The 19,279-nt window shown below is 72.5% G+C and carries 15 protein-coding genes and 1 pseudogene; 6 read left to right on the top strand and 10 right to left on the bottom strand.

Features of this window, described 5'->3' with window-relative positions; genetic code table 11:
- Positions 1-46 precede the first annotated feature (46 nt).
- Complete coding sequence (locus NX801_RS15525) at positions 47-7,579, top strand: type I polyketide synthase (protein ID WP_258788310.1); 7,533 nt, start codon at positions 47-49, stop codon at positions 7,577-7,579.
- Between the two features lie 85 nt (positions 7,580-7,664).
- Here the strand turns inward: NX801_RS15525 and NX801_RS15520 are convergent, their stop codons facing one another.
- The 7 genes and pseudogenes from NX801_RS15520 to NX801_RS15490 all read right to left on the bottom strand — a co-directional run bounded on the left by NX801_RS15520 (position 7,665) and on the right by NX801_RS15490 (position 13,804).
- Complete coding sequence (locus tag NX801_RS15520; protein WP_258788309.1) at positions 7,665-9,188, bottom strand: glycosyltransferase family 39 protein; 1,524 nt, start codon at positions 9,186-9,188, stop codon at positions 7,665-7,667.
- Between the two features lie 258 nt (positions 9,189-9,446).
- Complete coding sequence (locus NX801_RS15515) at positions 9,447-10,325, bottom strand: NAD(P)H-binding protein (RefSeq protein ID WP_258788308.1); 879 nt, start codon at positions 10,323-10,325, stop codon at positions 9,447-9,449.
- A gap of 213 nt (positions 10,326-10,538) precedes the next feature.
- Positions 10,539-10,804, bottom strand: a pseudogene (locus tag NX801_RS15510) (helix-turn-helix domain-containing protein); the annotation flags it as partial.
- Between the two features lie 167 nt (positions 10,805-10,971).
- Positions 10,972-11,478: a hypothetical protein gene (locus NX801_RS15505; protein ID WP_258788307.1), complete on the bottom strand. Its 507-nt coding sequence runs from the start codon at positions 11,476-11,478 to the stop codon at positions 10,972-10,974.
- Entirely contained in the window at positions 11,466-12,107 is a 642-nt protein-coding gene (locus NX801_RS15500; protein ID WP_258788306.1) for a hypothetical protein, read from the bottom strand. Before NX801_RS15500 ends, NX801_RS15505 begins: the two co-directional genes overlap by 13 nt.
- Before the next feature lie 663 nt (positions 12,108-12,770).
- Positions 12,771-12,986 carry a DUF397 domain-containing protein gene (locus NX801_RS15495; RefSeq protein ID WP_258788305.1) on the bottom strand — a complete coding sequence of 72 codons (216 nt, stop codon included), beginning with the start codon at positions 12,984-12,986 and terminating at the stop codon, positions 12,771-12,773.
- Positions 12,983-13,804 (bottom strand): helix-turn-helix domain-containing protein, encoded by an 822-nt coding sequence (locus tag NX801_RS15490; protein ID WP_258788304.1) that lies wholly within the window; start codon positions 13,802-13,804, stop codon positions 12,983-12,985. The genes NX801_RS15495 and NX801_RS15490 overlap by 4 nt, the downstream gene beginning before the upstream one ends.
- A gap of 120 nt (positions 13,805-13,924) precedes the next feature.
- Between NX801_RS15490 and NX801_RS15485 the strand changes: the two genes are divergently transcribed.
- The 5 genes from NX801_RS15485 to NX801_RS15465 are packed head-to-tail and all read left to right on the top strand — an operon-like array spanning position 13,925 to position 16,520.
- A complete protein-coding gene (locus NX801_RS15485) occupies positions 13,925-14,446 on the top strand; it encodes an ATP-binding protein (RefSeq protein WP_258788303.1) in 522 nt (173 codons plus the stop codon).
- 41 nt (positions 14,447-14,487) lie between these two features.
- Entirely contained in the window at positions 14,488-14,775 is a 288-nt protein-coding gene (locus tag NX801_RS15480) for a hypothetical protein (protein ID WP_258788302.1), read from the top strand.
- Positions 14,776-14,800: 25 nt separating this feature from the next.
- The gene (locus tag NX801_RS15475) at positions 14,801-15,214 is read left to right on the top strand and encodes a hypothetical protein (protein WP_258788301.1); all 414 of its coding nucleotides are present in this window, start codon (positions 14,801-14,803) and stop codon (positions 15,212-15,214) included.
- A 2-nt stretch (positions 15,215-15,216) separates the two neighbouring features.
- Positions 15,217-15,339, top strand: a complete 123-nt coding sequence (locus NX801_RS15470; RefSeq protein WP_258788300.1) for a hypothetical protein — start codon at positions 15,217-15,219, stop codon at positions 15,337-15,339.
- Between the two features lie 2 nt (positions 15,340-15,341).
- Positions 15,342-16,520, top strand: coding sequence for a methyltransferase domain-containing protein (locus tag NX801_RS15465; RefSeq protein ID WP_258788299.1), 1,179 nt, complete (start codon positions 15,342-15,344; stop codon positions 16,518-16,520).
- Positions 16,521-16,540: 20 nt separating this feature from the next.
- Here the strand turns inward: NX801_RS15465 and NX801_RS15460 are convergent, their stop codons facing one another.
- From NX801_RS15460 to NX801_RS15450, 3 genes are all read right to left on the bottom strand, one after another.
- Positions 16,541-17,260: a TetR/AcrR family transcriptional regulator gene (locus NX801_RS15460; protein WP_258788298.1), complete on the bottom strand. Its 720-nt coding sequence runs from the start codon at positions 17,258-17,260 to the stop codon at positions 16,541-16,543.
- Positions 17,261-17,518: 258 nt separating this feature from the next.
- Positions 17,519-17,713 carry a ferredoxin gene (locus tag NX801_RS15455; protein ID WP_258788458.1) on the bottom strand — a complete coding sequence of 65 codons (195 nt, stop codon included), beginning with the start codon at positions 17,711-17,713 and terminating at the stop codon, positions 17,519-17,521.
- Between the two features lie 62 nt (positions 17,714-17,775).
- On the bottom strand, positions 17,776-18,975 hold the full coding sequence (locus tag NX801_RS15450; protein WP_258788297.1) for a cytochrome P450: 1,200 nt from the start codon (positions 18,973-18,975) through the stop codon (positions 17,776-17,778).
- Positions 18,976-19,279 lie beyond the last annotated feature (304 nt).

The following is a 19,279-nucleotide window of genomic DNA, read 5'->3' as shown; positions in this document are numbered from 1 at the left end:
ACGAGCCATGTCCGAGCACCGGCCACGCGCGTCCCGGCCCCCCGTCATGCCGATCGCGATCGTGGGGGTCTCCTGCCGCCTGCCGGGCGGCATCGAAGGACTGGACGATCTGCGGACGGCCGTCTGGCAAGGGCGCGACCTGGTGGGTTCGGTGCCGAGGGACCGCTTCGACGCCGAACTGTTCGTGGACACCGCCATGCCGCGGCCGGGCAAGAGCTACACCGCGGCCGGTGGATTTCTCGACAACATCAAGGATTTCGACGCCGCTTACTTCGGTATCTCCCCGAAGGAAGCCGCTCATATGGACCCCCAGCACCGCCTGCTGCTGGAGCTCGCCGCGGAGGCGTTCGACGACGCGTCCATCTCCCCGGAATCCCTGGCCGGCCGGGACACCGCGGTGTACGTGGGCATCTCCGACTCCTCCTACGGCGCGCTCCAGATGGTCGCGCCACGGACCATCGGCCCGTACACGATCGCGGGCGCGGCCTCCTCGATCGCCGCCAACCGCCTCTCCCACGCCTTCGACCTGCGCGGCCCGAGCATGGCGGTGGACACGGCGTGCTCCTCGTCGCTCATCGCCCTGGACCGCGCCTGCCGCACACTGTGGGACGGCACCAGCAGGACCGCGCTCTGCGGTGGGGTGAACGTCCTGCTCAGCCCGTTTCTCTACGTGGGTTTCTCACAGGCGGCCATGCTCTCGCGCCGTGGCGTCTGCGCCTCGTTCTCCGCCGACGCCGACGGGTTCGTACGCGCCGAGGGCGGTGGCATGGTGCTGCTCAAGCTCCTGGCGGACGCCCAGGCCGACGGAGACCGGGTGCACGGCGTGATCCTCGGAAGCGCCAGCAACTGCGACGGCCGGACGCTGGGCATCGCCCTGCCCGACGCCCGGGCCCAGGAGGATCTGCTGCGCGAGGTCTACGCGGACTTCGGGGTCCACCCCGACGAACTCGTCTACTTCGAGGCGCACGGCACCGGCACCCCGGTGGGGGACCCCGTGGAGGCCCGGGCGATCGGTCGCGCCCTGGGGATGCGCCGCATCACGGGAGAGCTGCCGATCGGTTCGGTCAAGACCAACGTGGGCCACCTGGAACCCGCCTCCGGCATCGCCGGACTGTGCAAGGCGCTGCTCGTCCTCAAGGAGGGTTCGGCTCCGGCCTCCCGGTACGCCGACAGGCCCCACCCCGACATCGACTTCACCGGACTCGGCCTTCGTCTGCCGACCGAGAACCACGCCCTGCCCGCCACGGGCCGGCCGGTCGTCGGTGTCAACTCCTTCGGCTTCGGCGGCGCCAACGCCCATGTCATCGTCGCCGCGGCCGACCCCGCCGCTCCGGGCCCGGCGCACACGATGCCGGAGGAGGGGCTGCCCGTCGTGGTCTCGGCACGCACCCCGGCGGCCCTGACCGAGGCGGCGGTACGGATGTCCGGCCGCCTGGCCGAAGCCGACCCCGGCCAGTTCTACGACATCGCCTACACCTCCTGTCTGCGCCGCGGCCTCCACGAGTACCGGACCGCGGTTTTCGCGCGCACGCCCGAGGACGCGGCGCGCAGGTTCACCGATTCCGCCGGCGAGGGCGCCTCCGCTCCGGTCGCCGCCGTGTCCGACGGGCGGGTGGCGTTCGTGTTCGCCGGGAACGGCTCGCAGTGGGCCGGCATGGCCGCCGACCTGATGGCCACCGGGACGGTCTTCCGCGAGACGGTCGCGGCCGTGGACGCGGAACTCGCCCCGCTGCTGGGCTGGTCCGTCACCGAGCGCCTCACCTCGCCCGTGGACACCTGGCGTCTGGAGGCGACCGAGGTGGCGCAGCCGCTGCTGTTCGCCGTGCAGCTCGGCATCATGGCCGTGCTGCGCGCCCAGGGCGTACGGCCGGACATGGTCGTGGGGCACAGCGTCGGTGAGATCGCCGCGGCCTGCGCCTGCGGAGCGCTCACCCTCCCCGAGGCCGCCCGGCTGGTGACCGTACGGAGCCGGGCGCAGGCGCGGGCGGCCGGCGGCGGCCGGATGGCGGCGGTGGGGCTGAGCGCTTCCGAGGCGGCCGGCGAACTGCGGTCCTTCGAGGGGCGTCTGGAGATCGCCGGCGTCAACAGCCCCCGGGACGTGACCGTCGCCGGCGAGGCCGCCGCGCTGACCGAGCTGGGCGAAGGGCTGCGGGAACGCGGCGTCTTCTTCCGCGACCTCGGCATCGACTACGCCTTCCACAGCCGGGCCATGGAGCCCCTGCGGCCGTCGCTGCTCACCGGGCTCGCGGACCTGGCGCCCGGCGAGGCGTCGACGTCCTTCTACTCGACGGTGACCGGCGCCCAGGCCGACGGCCCCGACCTGGACGCGGAGTACTGGTGGCACAACGTGCGCCGACCGGTGCTGTTCATGGCGGCCGTCGAGCAGATGCTCGAGGACGGCGCCGATGTGTTCGTGGAGATCGGCCCCCACCCGGTGCTGCGCACCTATCTGCGCCGTGCCGCCGAGCTTCGCCCCCGGATGAAGGTGGCGATCCTGCCGACGCTGCGCCGGGCGGCCGACGGGCCCCGCTGCCTCACCGACGCCCGCGCGGCCCTCGTCGCCGCGGGGGCGCGTACCGACTGGAAGCGCTACTTCCCGCACCCCGGCCGGGCGGTCGGTCTGCCGTCCTACCCCTGGCAGCGGGAGCCGCACTGGGGCGGCGGCAAGGAGCGGTGGACCGGAGCGGGCGAGCGCGAGCACCCGCTGCTGGGAGCCCGGACCGAGGCTCCGCTGCCGACCTGGACCACCGCCGTGGAACCGGCCCTCGTCCCCTGGCTGAGCGGACACCGGGTGGGCGGCTCCGTCGTGATGCCGGCCACCGCCTTCATCGACATGGCCCTGAGTGCCGGGAGCTCCGTGTCGCGGGCACCGGCCGAGGTCGAATACCTGGACATCACCAAGGCGCTGGTCGTCCCCTGGGAGGACGCGTCCGGTGTCCGCGTCCAGACGGCCCTCGACCCGGAGGACGGAGTACTGCGCATCTCCAGCGGTGACACGTTCGCGAACGGCACGCACGCCCGTGCCCGGGTGCGCGCCCTCGTGCGCGAGCCCCGCGCGGCCGTGGACCTCGACGCCTGGCGGCAGCGGTGCCCCCACGAGATCGAACCGGCGCGGTTCTACGCGTCCTGTGCCGAGGCGGGTCTCGGCTACGGCTCCGATTTCCAGGTGCTCCGGGCGCTGCGGGTGGGGGAGGACGAAGCCCTCGGGCACTACTCCCACGACGCTCCGGGTGACCCGTACACCGTCCACCCGGCCCTTCTGGACGGGGCGTTGCAGACCGGCGCCGCCCTCCTGCTGGACCGTCTCGACGACGGCGTCAGCCATCTGCCGGCGACCGTCCGGGCCGTCCGCGCCTGGCGGACGCCCGCGCCGTCCGGCTGGTTCACCGTCCGGGAAGTGTCCCGGACGCCCGAGGAGGTGTGCTGGGACATCGCCGTCGTCGACCCCGACGGCACGGTCGCCGTCGAGCTCGAAGGCTGCCGGCTGCGCCGGTCCGCCATGGTGCTGCGGCAGGCGCCCGGGACGACGCACACGGTGCTGAGGGCCGCGCCGCACCCGGACACGCCGTCCCTCCCGTCACCGCTGCCCGGCCCGGAGGACGTCGTCGCCGCCTGTGCCCAGGACATCGCGGACCTGCGGGCCCACTGGCGGGATCTCGGGTCCGAAGCGGTCCTCCCGCTACTGAAGGAGCGGTTCCTGCGCGCTTTCGCCGGTGTCGTCGCCCGCGCCCTGCCCGATGCCACGGCCGCGTTCACGCCGGAGACCCTGAGCCGGGCGGGCTTCGACCCGGAGCGGTACGCGCGCCTGGAGCGACGGCTCGTACCCGCCCTGGAGGAACACGGGCTCGCCGTGCGCGAACCGGGGGGCGGGCTGCGGCTGACCGGAGAACACGGGACCACCGGGCCCGACGCCTGGCGGGCGATCGACACCGCCCCGGAGTTCGTGACCTCCCTGGCGCTCGTCACCCACCAGGAACAGCGTCTTGAGAACGTTCTGCGGGGCGAGGAGGACCCGCTGGGAATCGTCCTCGACGAGACCACCGGCAAGATGCTGGAACAGCTCTACGACACCTCCCCGTACTGCCGTTTCCACAACCGGCTCGCGCAGGCCCTGGTGCGCGACATCGTGCGCCGCTGGCCGGCGGACCGGCCCCTGCGCGTCCTGGAGGTGGGTTCGGGCACGGGCGGTCTCACGGCTGCCCTGCTGCCTCTGCTGCCGCCGGACCGAACCCGCTACCACTTCACCGACACCTCCACGTACTTCCTGCCCCGTGCCGAAGCCCGTTTCGGGGGCTACGACTTCGTCGAGTACCACACCTTCGACCTGGACACTGACCCCGCCGAACAGGGGTTCACGGCCCACTCCTTCGACCTGGTCGTCGCCGGCAACGCCCTGCACACCGCCCGGCACCTGGCGGATGCCCTGCGGGCGGTGGCCGGTCTTCTCACGCCGGGCGGACACCTGCTCGCCGTCGAGCCGCACACCGAGGATCTGCTGCTTCCCATCTTCGGCACGCTGGACAGCCTCTACACCCAGTACGACACCGAACTCCGGCCGGACGGCGCGCTGTTGCCCCGGCACCGCTGGCCCGAGGTCCTCAGGAGCTGCGGTTTCGCCCGAGTCGCCCAGACCGGCGACGACCGGCCCCCCAACCGTGAGGCGACGTCCGTCATGCTCGCCGCGACCCCGGCCGTGCCGGCCCGTACCGATGGCGCGGACGCGCTCGTACCGGCTCCCGGAGCCGCCACCCACCACCTGGTCGTGACCGGGGCCGAGGACGCGGACGCACTCGGCACGGCCACGGTGGAGGCGCTGAACGGCGCCGGCCGCACGGCCGCCGGCCCGCTGCGGGCGTGCGCCACCGTACCGGAGTGGACCGAGTCGCTCCGCCGGGCCGCGCCCTCCTCCGGGACCCTGGCCATCACCCTCCTGACCGGCGGGAGCGACCGGGAGGACCCGGCCGGGACCGTCGGGTACATGACCCGGCGACTGGAGGCGCTGCGCACGCTCACGGCGGCGTGCCAGGAGCTGCCCGAGTCGGTGCGCCCCGAACTCTGGATGGTCATGGGGCCCGAAGCGGCTCCCGTGGCCACCGGTGAGCCGGAGGAGACACCGCCGGTGAACGCGGCTCTCTGGGGAGCGGTCCGCAGCCTGGCCAACGAGCACCCGGAACTGAGCAGCCGCAGCATCTCCCTCACACCCACCGCCGACACCGCCGGCGACGCCCGCCGGATCGTCCGTGAGCTGCTCGGGCCCAGCGCGGAGAACGAGATCGTCCTGACGGCGCGGGGGCGGTTCGTGCCGCGCGAACAGAACCGGCCGACCGCGGTGCCGGCCGCGCCGGGGCAGGCGTTCCGTCTGAAGGCCGACCGGCCCGGCCTGTCCTACCGGCTCTCCTGGCAGGAGATGGCGCTACCGGTGCCCGGACCCGGGCAGGTCCTCGTCGAGGTCAGGGCCGCCGCCCTCAACTACCGTGACCTGATGCAGGTGGTGGGACTGCTGCCGCAGGAGGTGCTCGGAGACACCCCGTCCGCGGCCGGCTGGGGACTTGAGGCGTCCGGCGTCGTGGTCGCCTGCGGCGAGGGTGTCCACGACCTCCGGCCCGGGGACCGGGTGGCGGGTTTCGCACCTGACGCCCTCGCCTCGCACACGGTCGCGGACGCCCGCGGTGTCTGGCCCGTCGCCGACGAACTCGCGATGACCCACACGGAGGCCGCGACCCTGCCGGTGGCCTGCGCGACCGTCCAGTACGGCCTGGGAACACTGGCCCGGCTGCGGCCCGGTGAGACGGTGCTGGTGCACGGCGGGGCGGGCGGCGTGGGACTGGCCGCGCTCCGGTACGCCGGGGCCCGGGGCGGCCGTGTCATCGCCACGGCGGGCAGCGCCGTCAAGCGCGATCTGCTGCGCGCCCTCGGAGTGGAACACGTACTGGACTCACGCCGTCTCGACTTCGCCGACCAGATCCGGCGGATCACCGGCGGCCGGGGCGTCGACGTCGTCCTCAACAGCCTCGCCGGTGAGGGCATGGTCCGCAGCCTGGAACTGCTCGCCCCCGGCGGGCGCTTCGTGGAGATGGGCAAGCGCGACCTCTTCGAGAACAAGCCGCTGTTGTTGCGTCCCTTTCTCAACAACATCGCCTTCTTCGGCATGGACCTGACCAAGGTACTGGCGGACCCGGGAGCCACCCGGGCGCTGCTCACCGAAACCCTCGATCTGGTCGCCGGGGGAACCGTCCGGCCACTGCCGCACAGTGTCTTTCCCGCCGCACGCGTCACCGATGCCTTCCAACTGATCCAGCACTCCCGGCACATCGGGAAGGTCGTCGTCGCGTTCGACCCCCTGGACGAACCTCCCCTGGTGGAGCCCGCGCATCGCGCGCCGGACCTGGACGCCGAGGGCACCTATCTGATCACCGGCGGCACGAGCGGCCTCGGAGCGGCCACCGCCGGCTGGCTGGCCGACCGCGGCGCCCGGCACGTGGCCCTGGTCAGCCGTCGTGGCCCCGGGGCACCGGAGGCCGCCGCGGTCCTCGCAGGCCTCCGCCGCCGGGGAGTCACGGCCACCGCTCACGCCGCCGATGTCACCGATGCCGCGGCGATGAGGGACCTGGTCGACCGCATCGACGCCGGCGGGCGCCCGCTGCGCGGCGTCGTCCATTCCGCCATGCACCTGGACGACGACGACTTCCTGTCGCTCAGCGCCGAGCGCATGGCCGCGGTACTGGCCCCGAAGATCGCCGGGGCCACCGTGCTCGACGCGCTGACCCGTGACCGCGCGTGCGATCTGTTCCTCATGTACTCGTCGTTCGCGGCTGCGGCGGGCAACGTCAAGCAGGTCCCCTACGTGGCGGCCAACTACTACCTCGAAGCCCTGTGCCGGCAGCGCCGCCAACGGGGCCTGCCCGGGCTGGCCGTGGGCTGGGGCGCCATCGGCGGCACGGGGTTCGTGCAGCGGAACAACCTGGCCGCGTCCCTGGCGAGCGTCGGCATGGACACGATGACGCCCGCGCAGGCGTTCCGGATGGCGGAAACCCTCCTCGCCACGGGCGCGGACGCCGCGCGCGCCGGCAGAATCGCCTGGGACCGCGTGCGTGCCTTCTTCCCCACGGCGGCCAGTCCCCGGTGGTCCGGCCTGGTCCCGGACGCGGGTGACATCGCGCTGAGCCGCGGCGAACTGGTGCGCGCCCTGGACCGGATGTCCCGCGCCGACGGTCTCGTCCACCTCACGGAGCACCTGACCGTGCTCCTGGCCGGGGTTCTCCAGATGGCGCCCGAGGACATCCATCCCCACCGGAGGATCGAGGAGTACGGGATCGACTCCCTCATGGGCGCCGAATTGCTGGTGAAGATCCACAGTCGCTGTGGCATCGAGATCCCGCCCATGGAACTGCTGAACAACATCAACAGCACGACGACCGATCTCGCGCGGCTGGTGTACGTGCGCCTCGGCGTGCACGCGGACCAGTACCAGGAGGGACCCGGCGCGCCTCCGGCGCCGCCCCGGGCCGCGCAGGACGACTCCTCCCTCCGGCTGCCGCACCAGCCGCAGAGCCGGCCGCGGGAGACCGCGCGCCACTGACCCGGAGTGTGCGGGCCGCCCGAGCGGGGCGGCCTGCACGCGTGCGACCCGCCGGCCGCCGGCCGTCAGGCGGGACGGCGGCGGTTCACGGCCGCCCGGCGACGGGCGCCCGCCGCTCGTAGACGGTCACCCGCCGGCCGCGTACCTGCTCGTCGGCGGCCACCGTGAAGTGCTCCTCCAGCACGGCGTACTTCACCCGGTCCCGCGCGGCCGTCACCGGCCTCGCCACCCGGGCCGCGTCCGTCACCAGCAGGATCCGCCGCTGTGCCAGCATCGCGGCACGGACGCGGGCCGGGTCCGCCTCGATCCCCTTCAGGGTCCCGGAGTTCTCCGGGCTCTCCGCCAGCGCGATGTCCCGCAGACCGGTGAAGGCGTCCGGCGAGACGGAGGCGGTGTCCCGGCGGGCCGCCGGGACGAAGAGCACCGCGTCCCCGTCCTCCTTCATCCGCCGTACGTCCGCCGCCACCGCCAGCACGTCGTCCACCCGGCTTTCCGGGGAGCGCTTCTCCAGGGACTGCGGCAGCAGCGCCACCACCGCCACGGCGAGCACGACGGGCAGAACCCACACCGACGCCCGGGGGCACCGGGGCCGTACCGCCCGCACCGCCGCGCCGACGGCCGCCCCGATCAGCAGAGCCAGTCCCAGCATGCTGAAGAGGACGTACCGGTCCAGGAAGAGCGGCTGGACCAGGGAGAGTCCGGCGAGGCCGAGCTGCGGCACCGCCAGCAGCGGCAGCCCGACGGCCGCCACCGACAGCCGGCCCGGACGGGGGCGGTCCAGCAGGGCGCCGAGGCCGCCGATCGCCAGCAGCACCGCAGGCCCGATCAGCATGTGCCAGGTCAGTGGCGGGATCCAGGACACCTGCCCGGACTGGCTCCGGCTGAAGAGGACCAGGGGCAGCACCCCGGCCGTGGCGGCCACCGAGGCCACCGCCCAGCGCATCCAGGTCCCCTGGCGGGGCCGGGACCGGAGCAGGGTCGCCGCGTGCGCCGGGAGGATCAGGAGCGAGAGCCAGTTCAGCAGCCCCATGACCAGGACGGTGAGGCCGTAGGCGGCCCAGCGCGGCCACCGGGCACGCCGCTCCAGGGCGGTCACCAGGAGCAGGGTGGAGACGCCCGCCCCGGCCGCGACCAGTGCGTAGGGCCGGCCCTCCTGGAGGTAGAACTGCACGGCGGGGACCAGCCCGAACGCCATCCCGCCCGCCAGCCCCGCCCAGGTGCCCGCCAGCCGGTGGCCCACGACCGCCACACAGGCCGCCGCCACCCCCATGGCCAGCACCGACGGCAGCCGCAGCGTCGTGGTGCCGGGCCCGAACCACTCGAACAGCGCGTGCATCAGCAGGTAGTAGCACCCGTGCACCACATCGACGTTCCCCAGCATCTGCCAGATCTCCGCCGTGGAGCGCCGGGCCACCTGCCAGGTCGCCGCCTCGTCCCGCCACACGCTGTTCTGCCGGGACAGCCCCCACAGCCCGAGGGCGCAGGTCCACAGCGCGGGTATCAGCCAGACCAGGACACCGCGCCGCGATAAGCCGGACGGGCGTTCCCCGGGTGCCGCCCCGCCTTCCGGAAGGCGGGGCGGCCGGCGTATCTCATGATCGACGGACATACGGGTGGAACTCCTGTGGGGCCGGTGACGCGGAAGACCAGGAGCGGGTGTTCTCTGGCCAAAGATGTGCACACCGTAACCACTTGGCGCGGGTCGCCCCGGCTCGGCTCCTTGTCCGTCAACCGTCCCCCGAGGTCGGACCGCCGGCGCGCGTCCTGTCGGGCCGCACGACGTCCCGGGCCGCTGAAGCCCTGTCCGCCTGCGTGATCGGCACGTCCCGGAGGGAGGGCCCGGAGGCGCGGGTCGCGGCCGACGACGTCACGAACCCTCCCTGAACGCGGGGGTGTGGTCGACGGCCCACTGGCGAAACGTCCGAGGCGCGGTCCCGAGAATGTCGGCCACCGTCGTGGTGATGTACGCGGGCTGTCCGACCGCCGCGCTCCACGCGGCGAGCAGCATGTCGACGACCGGGCCGGGCGCCGTACCTTCCCACAGGCTCCGGAACTCGTCCGGTGTCATCTCCTCGAACGCGATCCGGCGCCCCAGGACGTCACCGATGATCTCCACCTGCGCGGCGTGGGTCAGCGATTCGGGGCCCGTCAGGACATAGTCGCCTCCGTCGTGACCGCCCTGCCAGAGCGTCCGCGCCGCGACGGCCGCGACATCGCGGTCGTCGACCGGTGCCGACTCGGCAGCGCCGTAGGGCCACCGGACGACCTCGCCGGCCCGGATCGCGGGTGCCCACCAGGCCGGCGCGTTCGACGCGAGCATTCCCGGGCGGATGACCGTCGAGTCGAGTCCGGTGGCCGCGATGAGTTGCTCGATGCCGGCGTGCAGCACCGCCATGGGATTGGGCTGCTCGAAGAAGGGGTGCGGCGTCCGGTGCGGGGAGGAGAGGAAGACGATCCGCCGCACGTGGGCCGCCAGCCGCTCGACGACTGCCTCGGCGGACCCCGGCGGGGCGGTCCAGACGAGGAAGACCGCACCGGCGCCCCGCAGTGCCGGGTCGAGCGACTCGGGCACGGTGAGGTCGCCGGTGAAGACCTCGACCTCCGCCGGCAGCGTCGCCGCCGCCTCGGGACGACGGAGGAGGGCGCGAACCGGCACGCCCGCGGCGAGGAGTTCGTCGATGACGACCCGGCCGACCCGGCCGGTCGCCCCGGTCACCAGTACAGGAGGGATGGCTACCTGGTTCATACCACCCATGAAAACCTTACTCAGTCAAAAAGGCAACTCAGTAATAGAAACGTCCACCCGGGGCCGTGGTCGACGCCGATCTGGCTTCGGCGGACTGCGCCGACAGGCACCGCCCCCGGTCAAGCAAGGCCCCGCGTCCCGGACAGCGCGGCCGCCCACCCGGCCTCCGCGTGATCGCGACAGGCCGGAACCCCGCCGCCCGAATCCACCGGGCGGCGAGGTTCCGTCGATGATCCGGCCCACTGCCGACTTCGAGATCCCGAACAGCGGGGCGAGCTGCCGCATCGTGAGACTCGTTCGCCAGCACGCTGCGACCAGCAGGCTCTGTCCTCCGGTGGAAGGCTCCACGGCCGGCCCTTGCGGGCTGCGGCCGCACCTGCGCGACGCAGCACCGTGACCGGCTTCCCGAAAGCTCGCGGGCTCAGCCCGGAGAACGGGGCTGTCCAGGAAGGTTCCGACGCCGTGCGCGCACCAGTCAGTGCGCGATAGCCGGGCGTGGCCTGGCCGCCCTGGTCGCCGGCGGCAGTGTCCTCGCCCAGTTCGGCATCGTCCTCGCCATGGCCGCCGCCCGGGCCCGCCGGGCCGGCCCCCGTACACACCGGGCTGTGCGTGGGTGCGTACGGGGGCCGGTTCGCCCGGGGCCAGGTCACTGTTCGACGGTCAGTGCCCAGCGGACTGTCGTTGGAGCCGAGATCTGAATGGCGCCTTCACTGCGGGCTCGCTTCAGGTGGATTTCGTTGTAGGTGCTGCTCACCTCGTAGTCCACGCATGCGAGGGGGAAGCTGAGGCCAATCGGGGTGACAGCTACTGTGAGGGTGCCCTTGCCCTGGCAGTTGACCTGAATTCCGAGCCGTCCGCTGCCGATGTTCCGCAGGGGCAGGGCGGCGCTGCCCGTGCGTGATGCCTCCTTGAGCACAGCCTTGCCGTCGAGAGGCTTGGGGGCCCGGGTGACGGTCTCACCTTCGATGTGTTCGGGCCGGCCGCTGCTCGTGCTGCTGGGCGTCGGCTTCGCGGACGAGGCGTGGCTGCGTGTGGACGGAGGCGTGGAGTCACCGTCGGTGCAGCCGCTGAGTCCCAGTGTCAGAGTGAGACCGAGGATGCTGGGCGTGAGCCAGCGCGGACGGCACGGGAAGGCGCGGTTCAGCTCTCCCACAGGTACCAGCCGACCTTCAGTGGCGTGTAGCTGATGACCGTCTTCTTCGCGCTGGTCGAGCAGTTGCTGTAGATGATGTAGCTCGTCCCGGTGTTCCGGAGCCGGTAGACGCCGTACTTGGCGTTGGTGGTCTTCTTCGGCGGGGTGGGTATGGAGATCGCGTTCCCTTGTCTTGCCATCAGCTTGGCCGACAGGTTCACGTCGTACTTGGCCTCGATCTTGGCGATCATGACATCCACGCTGGTGGAGAGGCCGACCGTGACGCTGACGCCGATCTCTGCGGTGAGGTCGGAGGTGAAGGTGGAGGTCGCGGTCCGTGAGGTCCCGTTGTAGTTCGCGTGCGTGGCGCCGACCACCGCGTGATACTGAGCGCCCTTGGTTGTGGGGGTGTAGATCCGCTGGGTAGGTCCGCAGTACTCACCATCCGGCGAGTCGACGGGGGGCTTGCCCGACTCTCCGGGGAGCGGCTCTACGTCGGGGGCGGGGCCCAGACCAGCCTCCTCCGGCTCGGCGGGGGGAGCGGTATTGACCACTTCCGGTTCGTCGGACGCTGAGACGCCGGCTCGCTGCTCGACGGCCAGCGCGTGTCCGGGCACCGCGATAACGGCTAACGCGGCGAAAGCGATCACAGGAGTCAGCGGTCGGCGTCTGGCCATAACTCGCACGGGTTCGTCCCTCCCCTTCGGCGACCCACGCGGGTCGCTCCTGCGCAAACGTAGGCAGGCTCCGGTCGTCGATCACAGGGGAACCGGATATTCCTGAGCAAGTTCTGAGCTTGACGAGGCGCAAGGGGAGCAGTAGCGAGCCACTGGCACTCCCCGATGGGCGGTGGCCCCGAGCGGCAGGCCGCCGTGTGGAGGCGGTGATGGCGCCGGGCTGGGCGCACCGGGACGCCTCGGTCACTCCGGCCGGGCTGATCGGTACGCGTACGGTCGCCAGAGCGTCGCGCTCGGGTCATCGCAGGCGCCGGCCTGACACCGCCCGCACACCGGTGGATCCTGCAACGACGTGAGCACGTCACCAGTTCCTGATCTCCGACGAACTCGGCACCCAGAGAACCCGACACCTGTACCCCGTCGCGCTGTTCGATGCTGCGGACGAGGGTGATGACAGCGACACGAGTGACTCAAGTGCGGCGCGGCGGGCCAGACGGAGGACGCCGTGTGGCCCGCCGGCGTCTGCGCTGGGATGCGCACCGGTCGGCGCTTCCGCTCCCGTCTGGCGACATCGCACCCGAAGCCCCGCCACCCGGACTCGCCGGGTGGCGGGGCTCCGTCGCGTCAGCCGGTCGCTCAGATCTCGCTGTGGCGGGCGAACTCCACGAGTCCGGTCCAGCTTTCCGGGGTGAGCATCAGGGCCGGTCCCCCGGGGTTCTTGCTGTCGCGTACGGGGACAAGGCTGTGGGCATCGGCGTACCCGGGGGCCCACTGGACGCACTGGCCGCCCTCGGGGCCGCTGTAAGACGACGAAACCCAACCGGTGACCGGCGTACCGGTGTAGTCAGTCATGCTGCGTACTCCTTGTACATATCCTTGATGCGGGTCAGGGAGAGATCAGGGGACAAGGCGTCAGCCCGCAGCCGATGGTAGACCCCGGTGGCATTCTTGGTGGTCTTCGGATCCTCGTAAAGGCGTCCTCCCTGAGGGCTCTCCGCATGTACCACCGTTGGCCCGTTGTCGAAGACGAGCAGAGTGAACGCTGTCCCGGTCACAGGCGTGCCTGCCCCGAACGGCAACACCTGGAGCGTCACATGGGGATTTTCCGCTTCCTTGATCAGCCGCTCCATCTGCCGGGCCATGACTTGCCGGTCACCCACCACCGTGCGGAGACAGGTCTCGTGGAGCACCACCCACAGCAGTGGAGGGTAGGGGCGGTCCATCACCTCGCGTCGCCTTATGCGGGCGGCGACTCGTTCTTCCAGGACGGCCCGGGCTTCCCGGGGGTGGTAGGCACGCAGTGTCGCCCGGGCGTACTCCACGGTCTGGAGCATCCCCATGATGAACATGGTGCTGTAATCCAGGATCTCGGTCGCGCGCAGCTCCAGTTGAATGTACGGCGCGAACCAGCTCGGGTGGTCGCTGAGGAGCGCCCGGCGGAGCTGCCGTAGGAAGAGGGTGCCCGTGCCGAAGGCCCGGTCGCAGCCCACCGCGAACTGCTCGCTGGGCACCATCTTCCCGGCCTCGACCTTGGAGACGTAGCTCTCGGAGTAGCCCGCCACCTTCCCCAGTTGTTTCATGGTGAGCTTCCTGGCCAGGCGGACCTGCTGTACGTCCAGACCGAAGCTCTGCAGGGGAGTCAAGTCCGGCTGGGACTCGTCGTCCGGCATGTTCCTGACCTCCGCACTCGCCATCTACGCCCAAGCTCGCCCTGGGAAGGCCGTCTTGAGGGTCACCGCTCAAGCAGTCTCAAACTAGGGGCTGCTGCGTTCATCTGGTCACCGAAAGCGATGATTCACACGAAAGGCGCGGTGGTGGCCATGGTGTTCGAGTCGGACGAAACCGTACGGCCGAGAGCGGCGATCGGCGGTGCGGGAGCGCCAGGGACGACCGGTTGGTGCCAGCGGTTCAGCTCGACCCGGCGGGGCGCACGCCTCGCCCGGCGGATGACCCTTGTCGTGCTGGCCGAATGGGGCCATGCGCACGACGATCCCGCAGCGGACCGAGTGGCGCTGGTCGTCGCCGAACTCGCCTCCAACGCCGTGAAGCACGGCCAGGTGCGGGGCCGGGACTTCGAACTCCGCCTGGTGGACCTGCCGGACCGCATCCGGCTCGAAGTCTCGGACGCCCGTGGGGACAAGAGGCCCGTTGCCCAGCCTCCGCACGTGGGGGAGGACGGCTATGGGCTGTGTCTGATCACGGCCATGGCCGAACAGTGGGGGGTCGCTGACCGAGTCGTCGGCAAGACGGTCTGGGCGGAGATCGCGAAGCGGCGGTCGACGAGCATGCCGGATTGCCGGGGTGCCGAGTGAGGTGGCACCGGGTATTCGGCCGGCGGAGGCGGGTTCGGGGGGTGCTGGCGGCGAATGTGGCGGCGTACTGCCGGAGCAACGGCATCGACCTGCTGGAGCTGATCTTCGCGGACGCCGAGCCCGGGCCGCCGCCGGGCAGGTGGGAGCGGGTACGGCTCTGGGCCCGGGACACGCGTGACACGGTCCGCTTCCGCTGGGCCACGGTGCGGGTCGGCGTCCGGTGGTGGTGCACCCCGCCCCGCAAGCGGCGGGAGGCCGAGCGGGTGGCCGAGGCGGTGATGGCCCGGCTGTCGGCCGCCGCACGGGGCGGGCGGGCCGATGCGGAGTGACGGCCTCCCGGGCTACGGGTGCGAAGTGGTCGCGGAGGGACTGGTGTACGGGACGGGCCGGACCACCCGGTACGTCCTGGGCACCTGGTGGACCCTCTCGCCGGTGCTGGCCCTGCGCTGGCTCGGCGGGCAGGCGCTCCGCATCGCGGACCGGCTCGACCCCGAGCCGGGGGTCCCGGGCGGGTGGGTGACGGAGGGGATGCGCCGGCCGGTCGTCCCGGTCCCGGACTGCCCCACGGAACTGCGGGTGTGGGCCGGGGACGTGGACGAACAGCGGTTCGCACGGAAGTGTTTGAGAGCCGGTCGGCCGCTGGTCGTGGCGGTCCCGGACGCGGACTGCCGGTACACCTTGTCCATCCGGCCGGACACCGGGGAGCCCGGACACCGCGATGTCAGAAAGAGCGATGTCAGAAAGTGTGAAGGGAGCTGGAGAAGATGATTGTGAACCTCAAGGCAATGGACGGTGGCGACGGGCTGCCGGGGGAGCCGTACCCGGGGCCGCATCCGCCGCCGACGCCCGACGGCGGTCCCGGTGTGCCCAACCCGCCGAAGAAGGCCGCCTGATCGTGAAGCGTGATGCGGAGGAGACCCGCCCCGGCCACAAGGAGCTGGGGCGGGTCCTCGTGGCCGGGGGTGTGCTCGCGGGGGAGTGGATCCCGGCGTTCGAGGCGGTGCCACGGGCCGCGTTTCTGCCGGAGCTCATCTGGCCGTTCGACATGGAGACGGGTCGGAGCGTCCCGGTGTCCTGGTCGGCCGAGCCGGGCGTGTGGTCCGGGTACGCGGAGGCCGACGTGCCGATCGTCACCCAGTGGGACGACGGCGCGCACACGGGGACAGAGCCGGGGGAGGTCGCCACCTCGTCGGCGTCCATGCCGTCGGTGGTGTTCCGGATGCTGCGGGACCTCGATGTCCGCCCGGGGCAGCGGGTGTTGGAGATCGGCACCGGGACGGGGTGGAACGCGGCGCTGCTGGCCCAGCGGGCGGGCAGCGGACAGGTCGTCTCGGTGGAGGTGGACCCGGGGGTGGCGGAGCGGGCGCGGGCGGCGCTGGACCGGTTCGGCTGCGTGGTGGAGGTCGTACAGGGGGACGGCCTGCTGGGCCACCCGGCGGGGGGACCGTACGAGCGGACCATCGCGACCTGCGGCTTGCGGGAGCTGCCCTTCGCCTGGGTGGAGCAGAGCCGGCCGGGAGCGGTGATCGTGGCACCGTGGGGCACCCACCACGGCAACGGGGACGCGGCGGTCCGGCTGGTGGTCGCGGACGACGGGGCGAGCGCCACGGGGAGGTTCACCGGGCCGGTGGAGTTCATGAAGGCGCGGGCCCAGCGCCTGTCGCCAGTGGAGCACTCGGCGTATGTCGGGGAGGGAGAGCGGGAGACGTCCGGCACCACGGTCACCGAGCGGGACTTCCTGGGGGAGGGGCGGTTCGCGCCGCAGCGGTTCGCGGTGGGGCTCCGGGTGCGGGAGTGCGTCCAGGTGGTGGCGGAGAAGCGGGACGGGCGGCGGGCGGTGTGGCTCTACGGGCTCACCGACCGGTCCTGGGCCTGTGTCCAGTTCCGGGACGCGGGGAGTGCGCAGGTCTGGCAGGCCGGTCCGCGCCGGCTCTGGGACGAGGCCGAGGCGGCGTACCGGTGGTGGGAGGAGAACGGCCGGCCGGGCCACGGACGCTTCGGGCTCACGGTCCGGCCGGGCGGTCAGTGGGCGTGGCTGGACGATCCGGAGGGCGCGGATGCCTGGCCGGTGTGAGCCCTTGGCCGACCGCCAGGTCAATCCTTCGCCGGGGGCGTGCGGGGGGAGGGGAGGAACTCGTCCAGCAACTCGTGGACCTGGCGGACCAGGGGGCGCAGCGCCCGGAAGCGGGAGAGGGCGATGGCGCGGGCGACGACCGGGGCGGTGCGTTCGACCAGGCGGCGGCTGCGCGCGGCGTGTTCGGAGCGGTCGTACACCCAGAACAGGACCAGGCCCATCTGGCCCAGCCACATCAACTGGGGCAGTCGGTCCGCCAGTTCGGGGGCGGTCTTGGTGTCGGAGCCGGTGAGTACCTGCTCCTGGATGGCGACGGCGGCCGCGCGGGCCGGGGCGGACTCCTCGGAGAAGGGGCTCAGCGGACTCTCCGGGTCGGCCGCGTTGCGGAAGAACTGGGTGGCGAAGGGGCGGTACGGCTCCGCCACGTCCAGCCAGATCAGCAGCGCCCCCCGGATGCGGGCCGCCAGATCGCGCTCGGCCGCCAGGACGGGGCGTACCGCCGCCGCGTGCTCGGCGGCCAGCCGGTCGTAGAAGCCCTGGACCAGGTGTTCCTTGGACGCGAAGTAGTAGTAGGCATTGCCCACCGAGACCCCGGCCTCCTGGGCGATGGCCCGCATGGTCGTCCGGTCGTAGCCGCGTTCCTGGAAGAGCCGGAGCGCGGTCTCCAGGATGAGGGTCCGGGTCTGCTCGCTCTTGGCGGCCCGGCCGGGAGTGGCCGCCGGGGGTGTCACGTCCTTCACACCGACCGAGCCTAACCGGGCCGGCCCCCGGCCCCGCGCGGGCGGGTCCGGGGGCGTACGGCCGCGCGGGCCGGGGCCGTACGCCCCCGGCCGGGACCGGCAGGCGTACGGCCGTCCCGGACCGGCGCGTACGGCCGTCCCGGACCCGGCGCGTACGGCCGTCCGGGGTCCGGGAGCGTGCGGCCATTCGTGGTCCGGGGACGTACGGCCCGCCCCGGGACGGAGGGCGCCCGGCCGTACGGCCGGACGGCGGTGGGCTCAGCCGTCGGTGACGGTGATCGCGCCGACCGGGCAGGCGCGGCCGGCCTCGCGGACGAGCGGGCTCTCGGCGCCGTCCGCCCGGCCGGGGAGCAGTTCGCTGAAGCCGTCGTCGTCCTGGGTGAAGACGTCGGGCGCGGTCAGGGCGCACTGGCCCGCGCCGATGCAGACGTCCCGGTCGATGGAGATGTGCATGCTGGCCCTCGGGGGAGTCGTGGGGGAGGGGACGGGCGCGAGCCCGGACCCACTGGTGGTGGTCACCAGGTCACGGGGAGTTCCAGCATCCCCTGAATCGTGTCACCGGGCTTGAAGGGCATGTCCTCGGCGCGTCCGGCGAGTCGCAGGCCGGGCAGCCGGTCGAAGAGCCGGCCGAGGGCGATCTCCATCTCGGCGCGGGCCAGGTTCTGCCCCAGGCACTGGTGGATGCCGAAGCCGAACGCCACGTGGTGGCGGACGGAGCGCTTCCAGTCCAGCGAGTCGGGGTCCTGGTACACCTCCGCGTCGCGGTTGGTGACGGAGGTGGAGATGATGACACCATCGCCGTCCCGGAGGGTGACCCCGGCGATCTCGATGTCCTCCTTGACCACCCGCAGCATGCCGTCCGCGATGGAGAGGAAGCGCAGCAACTCTTCCACGGCGGCCGGCATCAGGGCGGGATCGGCCCGCAGCTCGTCCAGTTGCTCGGGGTGCTGGAGCAGGGTGAAGGTGCCGAGCGAGATCATGTTGGCGGTCGTCTCGTGGCCGGCGATCAGCAGGATCATGGCCAGATCGACCAGTTCCTTGCGGTCGATGCGGCCCTCTTCGAGCTGGCGGGCGATCAGCTCGTCCAGCAGCCCGGGTGCCTCCTCGGCGGGCTCCTTGCGGCGCCGGTCGATCAGGTCGCCCAGGTAGGTCTCCAGGTCGTCCAGGGCGGCCCGGGAATCGTCGGCGGTGGGGCCGCGCAGCAGCCGGCGGGACCGCTCCTCGAAGTACTCGTGGTCGGTGTAGGGCACGCCGAGCAGTTCGCAGATCACCATGGACGGCACCGGCAGCGCGAAGGCGCTGACCAGTTCGGCGGGCGGTCCCTGGGCCACCATCGCGTCCAGTCGCTCGTCCACGATCTCCGTGATGCGCGGTCGCAGGTCGGCGGTCCGCTTGAGGGTGAAGCTCGGGATCAGCATGCGCCGCTGGCGGTTGTGGACCGGGTCGTCCACGCCGAGCAGGGCGGCTCTGCGGCGGTCGCGGATGGAGGCGAACCGCTCGGTGGTCATGGGAAATCCCTCGCGGAGGGTGTCCGTCGACAGACGCTGGTCCGCCAGGAGCGACCGGGCGGCGGCGTGGCCCGTGACGATCCAGACGGAGCGGCCGTCGTAGAGGGTGACACGAGAGAGCGGCCGCGCCTCGCGGAGGGGCGCGTAACCGGTGGGCGGGTGGTAGGGGCAGGCGCGGCTCTGGGGGAACGACACAGTTTCCGTCATGGGGACCTCACTGAGCGGTCGTACCGGATTCGGTCATGCCGCCCTCCACTACATGTCTCTGCCACCCAATTGGTCTACGCGTATACCGGCCAAAGCGTCCGAGGGGGTTGACGGCGGGGGCATTGACGGCGGGGCATCGACAGCGGGGCGGGGGGGGGGGGGGGGCCCCCCCCCCCCCCCGCCCCCCCCCGCCCCCCCCCCCCCCCCGCCCCCCCGCCCCCCCCCCCGCGGGGGGGGGGTGGTGTGGTGGGCCCCCCCCCCCGCCGAAGGGGTTTGGGCCGGCGGCCGGGGGCTGGTTGGGGGG

The sequence above is a fragment of the Streptomyces pyxinae genome (assembly GCF_024756275.1).
Taxonomy (GTDB): Bacteria; Actinomycetota; Actinomycetes; order Streptomycetales; family Streptomycetaceae; genus Streptomyces; species Streptomyces pyxinae.
Note: the sequence above shows the minus strand (reverse complement) of the source record. Positions and strands in the feature narration are given on the sequence as shown.

Bases quoted from the DNA above. Each gene is read 5' to 3' on its own strand.
- NX801_RS15525 (WP_258788310.1), top strand. From the start codon at position 47: ATGCCGATCGCGATCGTGGGGGTCTCCTGCCGCCTGCCGGGCGGCATC.
- NX801_RS15520 (WP_258788309.1), bottom strand. From the start codon at position 9,188: ATGTCCGTCGATCATGAGATACGCCGGCCGCCCCGCCTTCCGGAAGGC.
- NX801_RS15515 (WP_258788308.1), bottom strand. From the start codon at position 10,325: ATGAACCAGGTAGCCATCCCTCCTGTACTGGTGACCGGGGCGACCGGC.
- NX801_RS15495 (WP_258788305.1), bottom strand. From the start codon at position 12,986: ATGACTGACTACACCGGTACGCCGGTCACCGGTTGGGTTTCGTCGTCT.
- NX801_RS15490 (WP_258788304.1), bottom strand. From the start codon at position 13,804: ATGCCGGACGACGAGTCCCAGCCGGACTTGACTCCCCTGCAGAGCTTC.
- NX801_RS15485 (WP_258788303.1), top strand. From the start codon at position 13,925: ATGATTCACACGAAAGGCGCGGTGGTGGCCATGGTGTTCGAGTCGGAC.
- NX801_RS15455 (WP_258788458.1), bottom strand. From the start codon at position 17,713: ATGCACATCTCCATCGACCGGGACGTCTGCATCGGCGCGGGCCAGTGC.
- NX801_RS15450 (WP_258788297.1), bottom strand. From the start codon at position 18,975: ATGACGGAAACTGTGTCGTTCCCCCAGAGCCGCGCCTGCCCCTACCAC.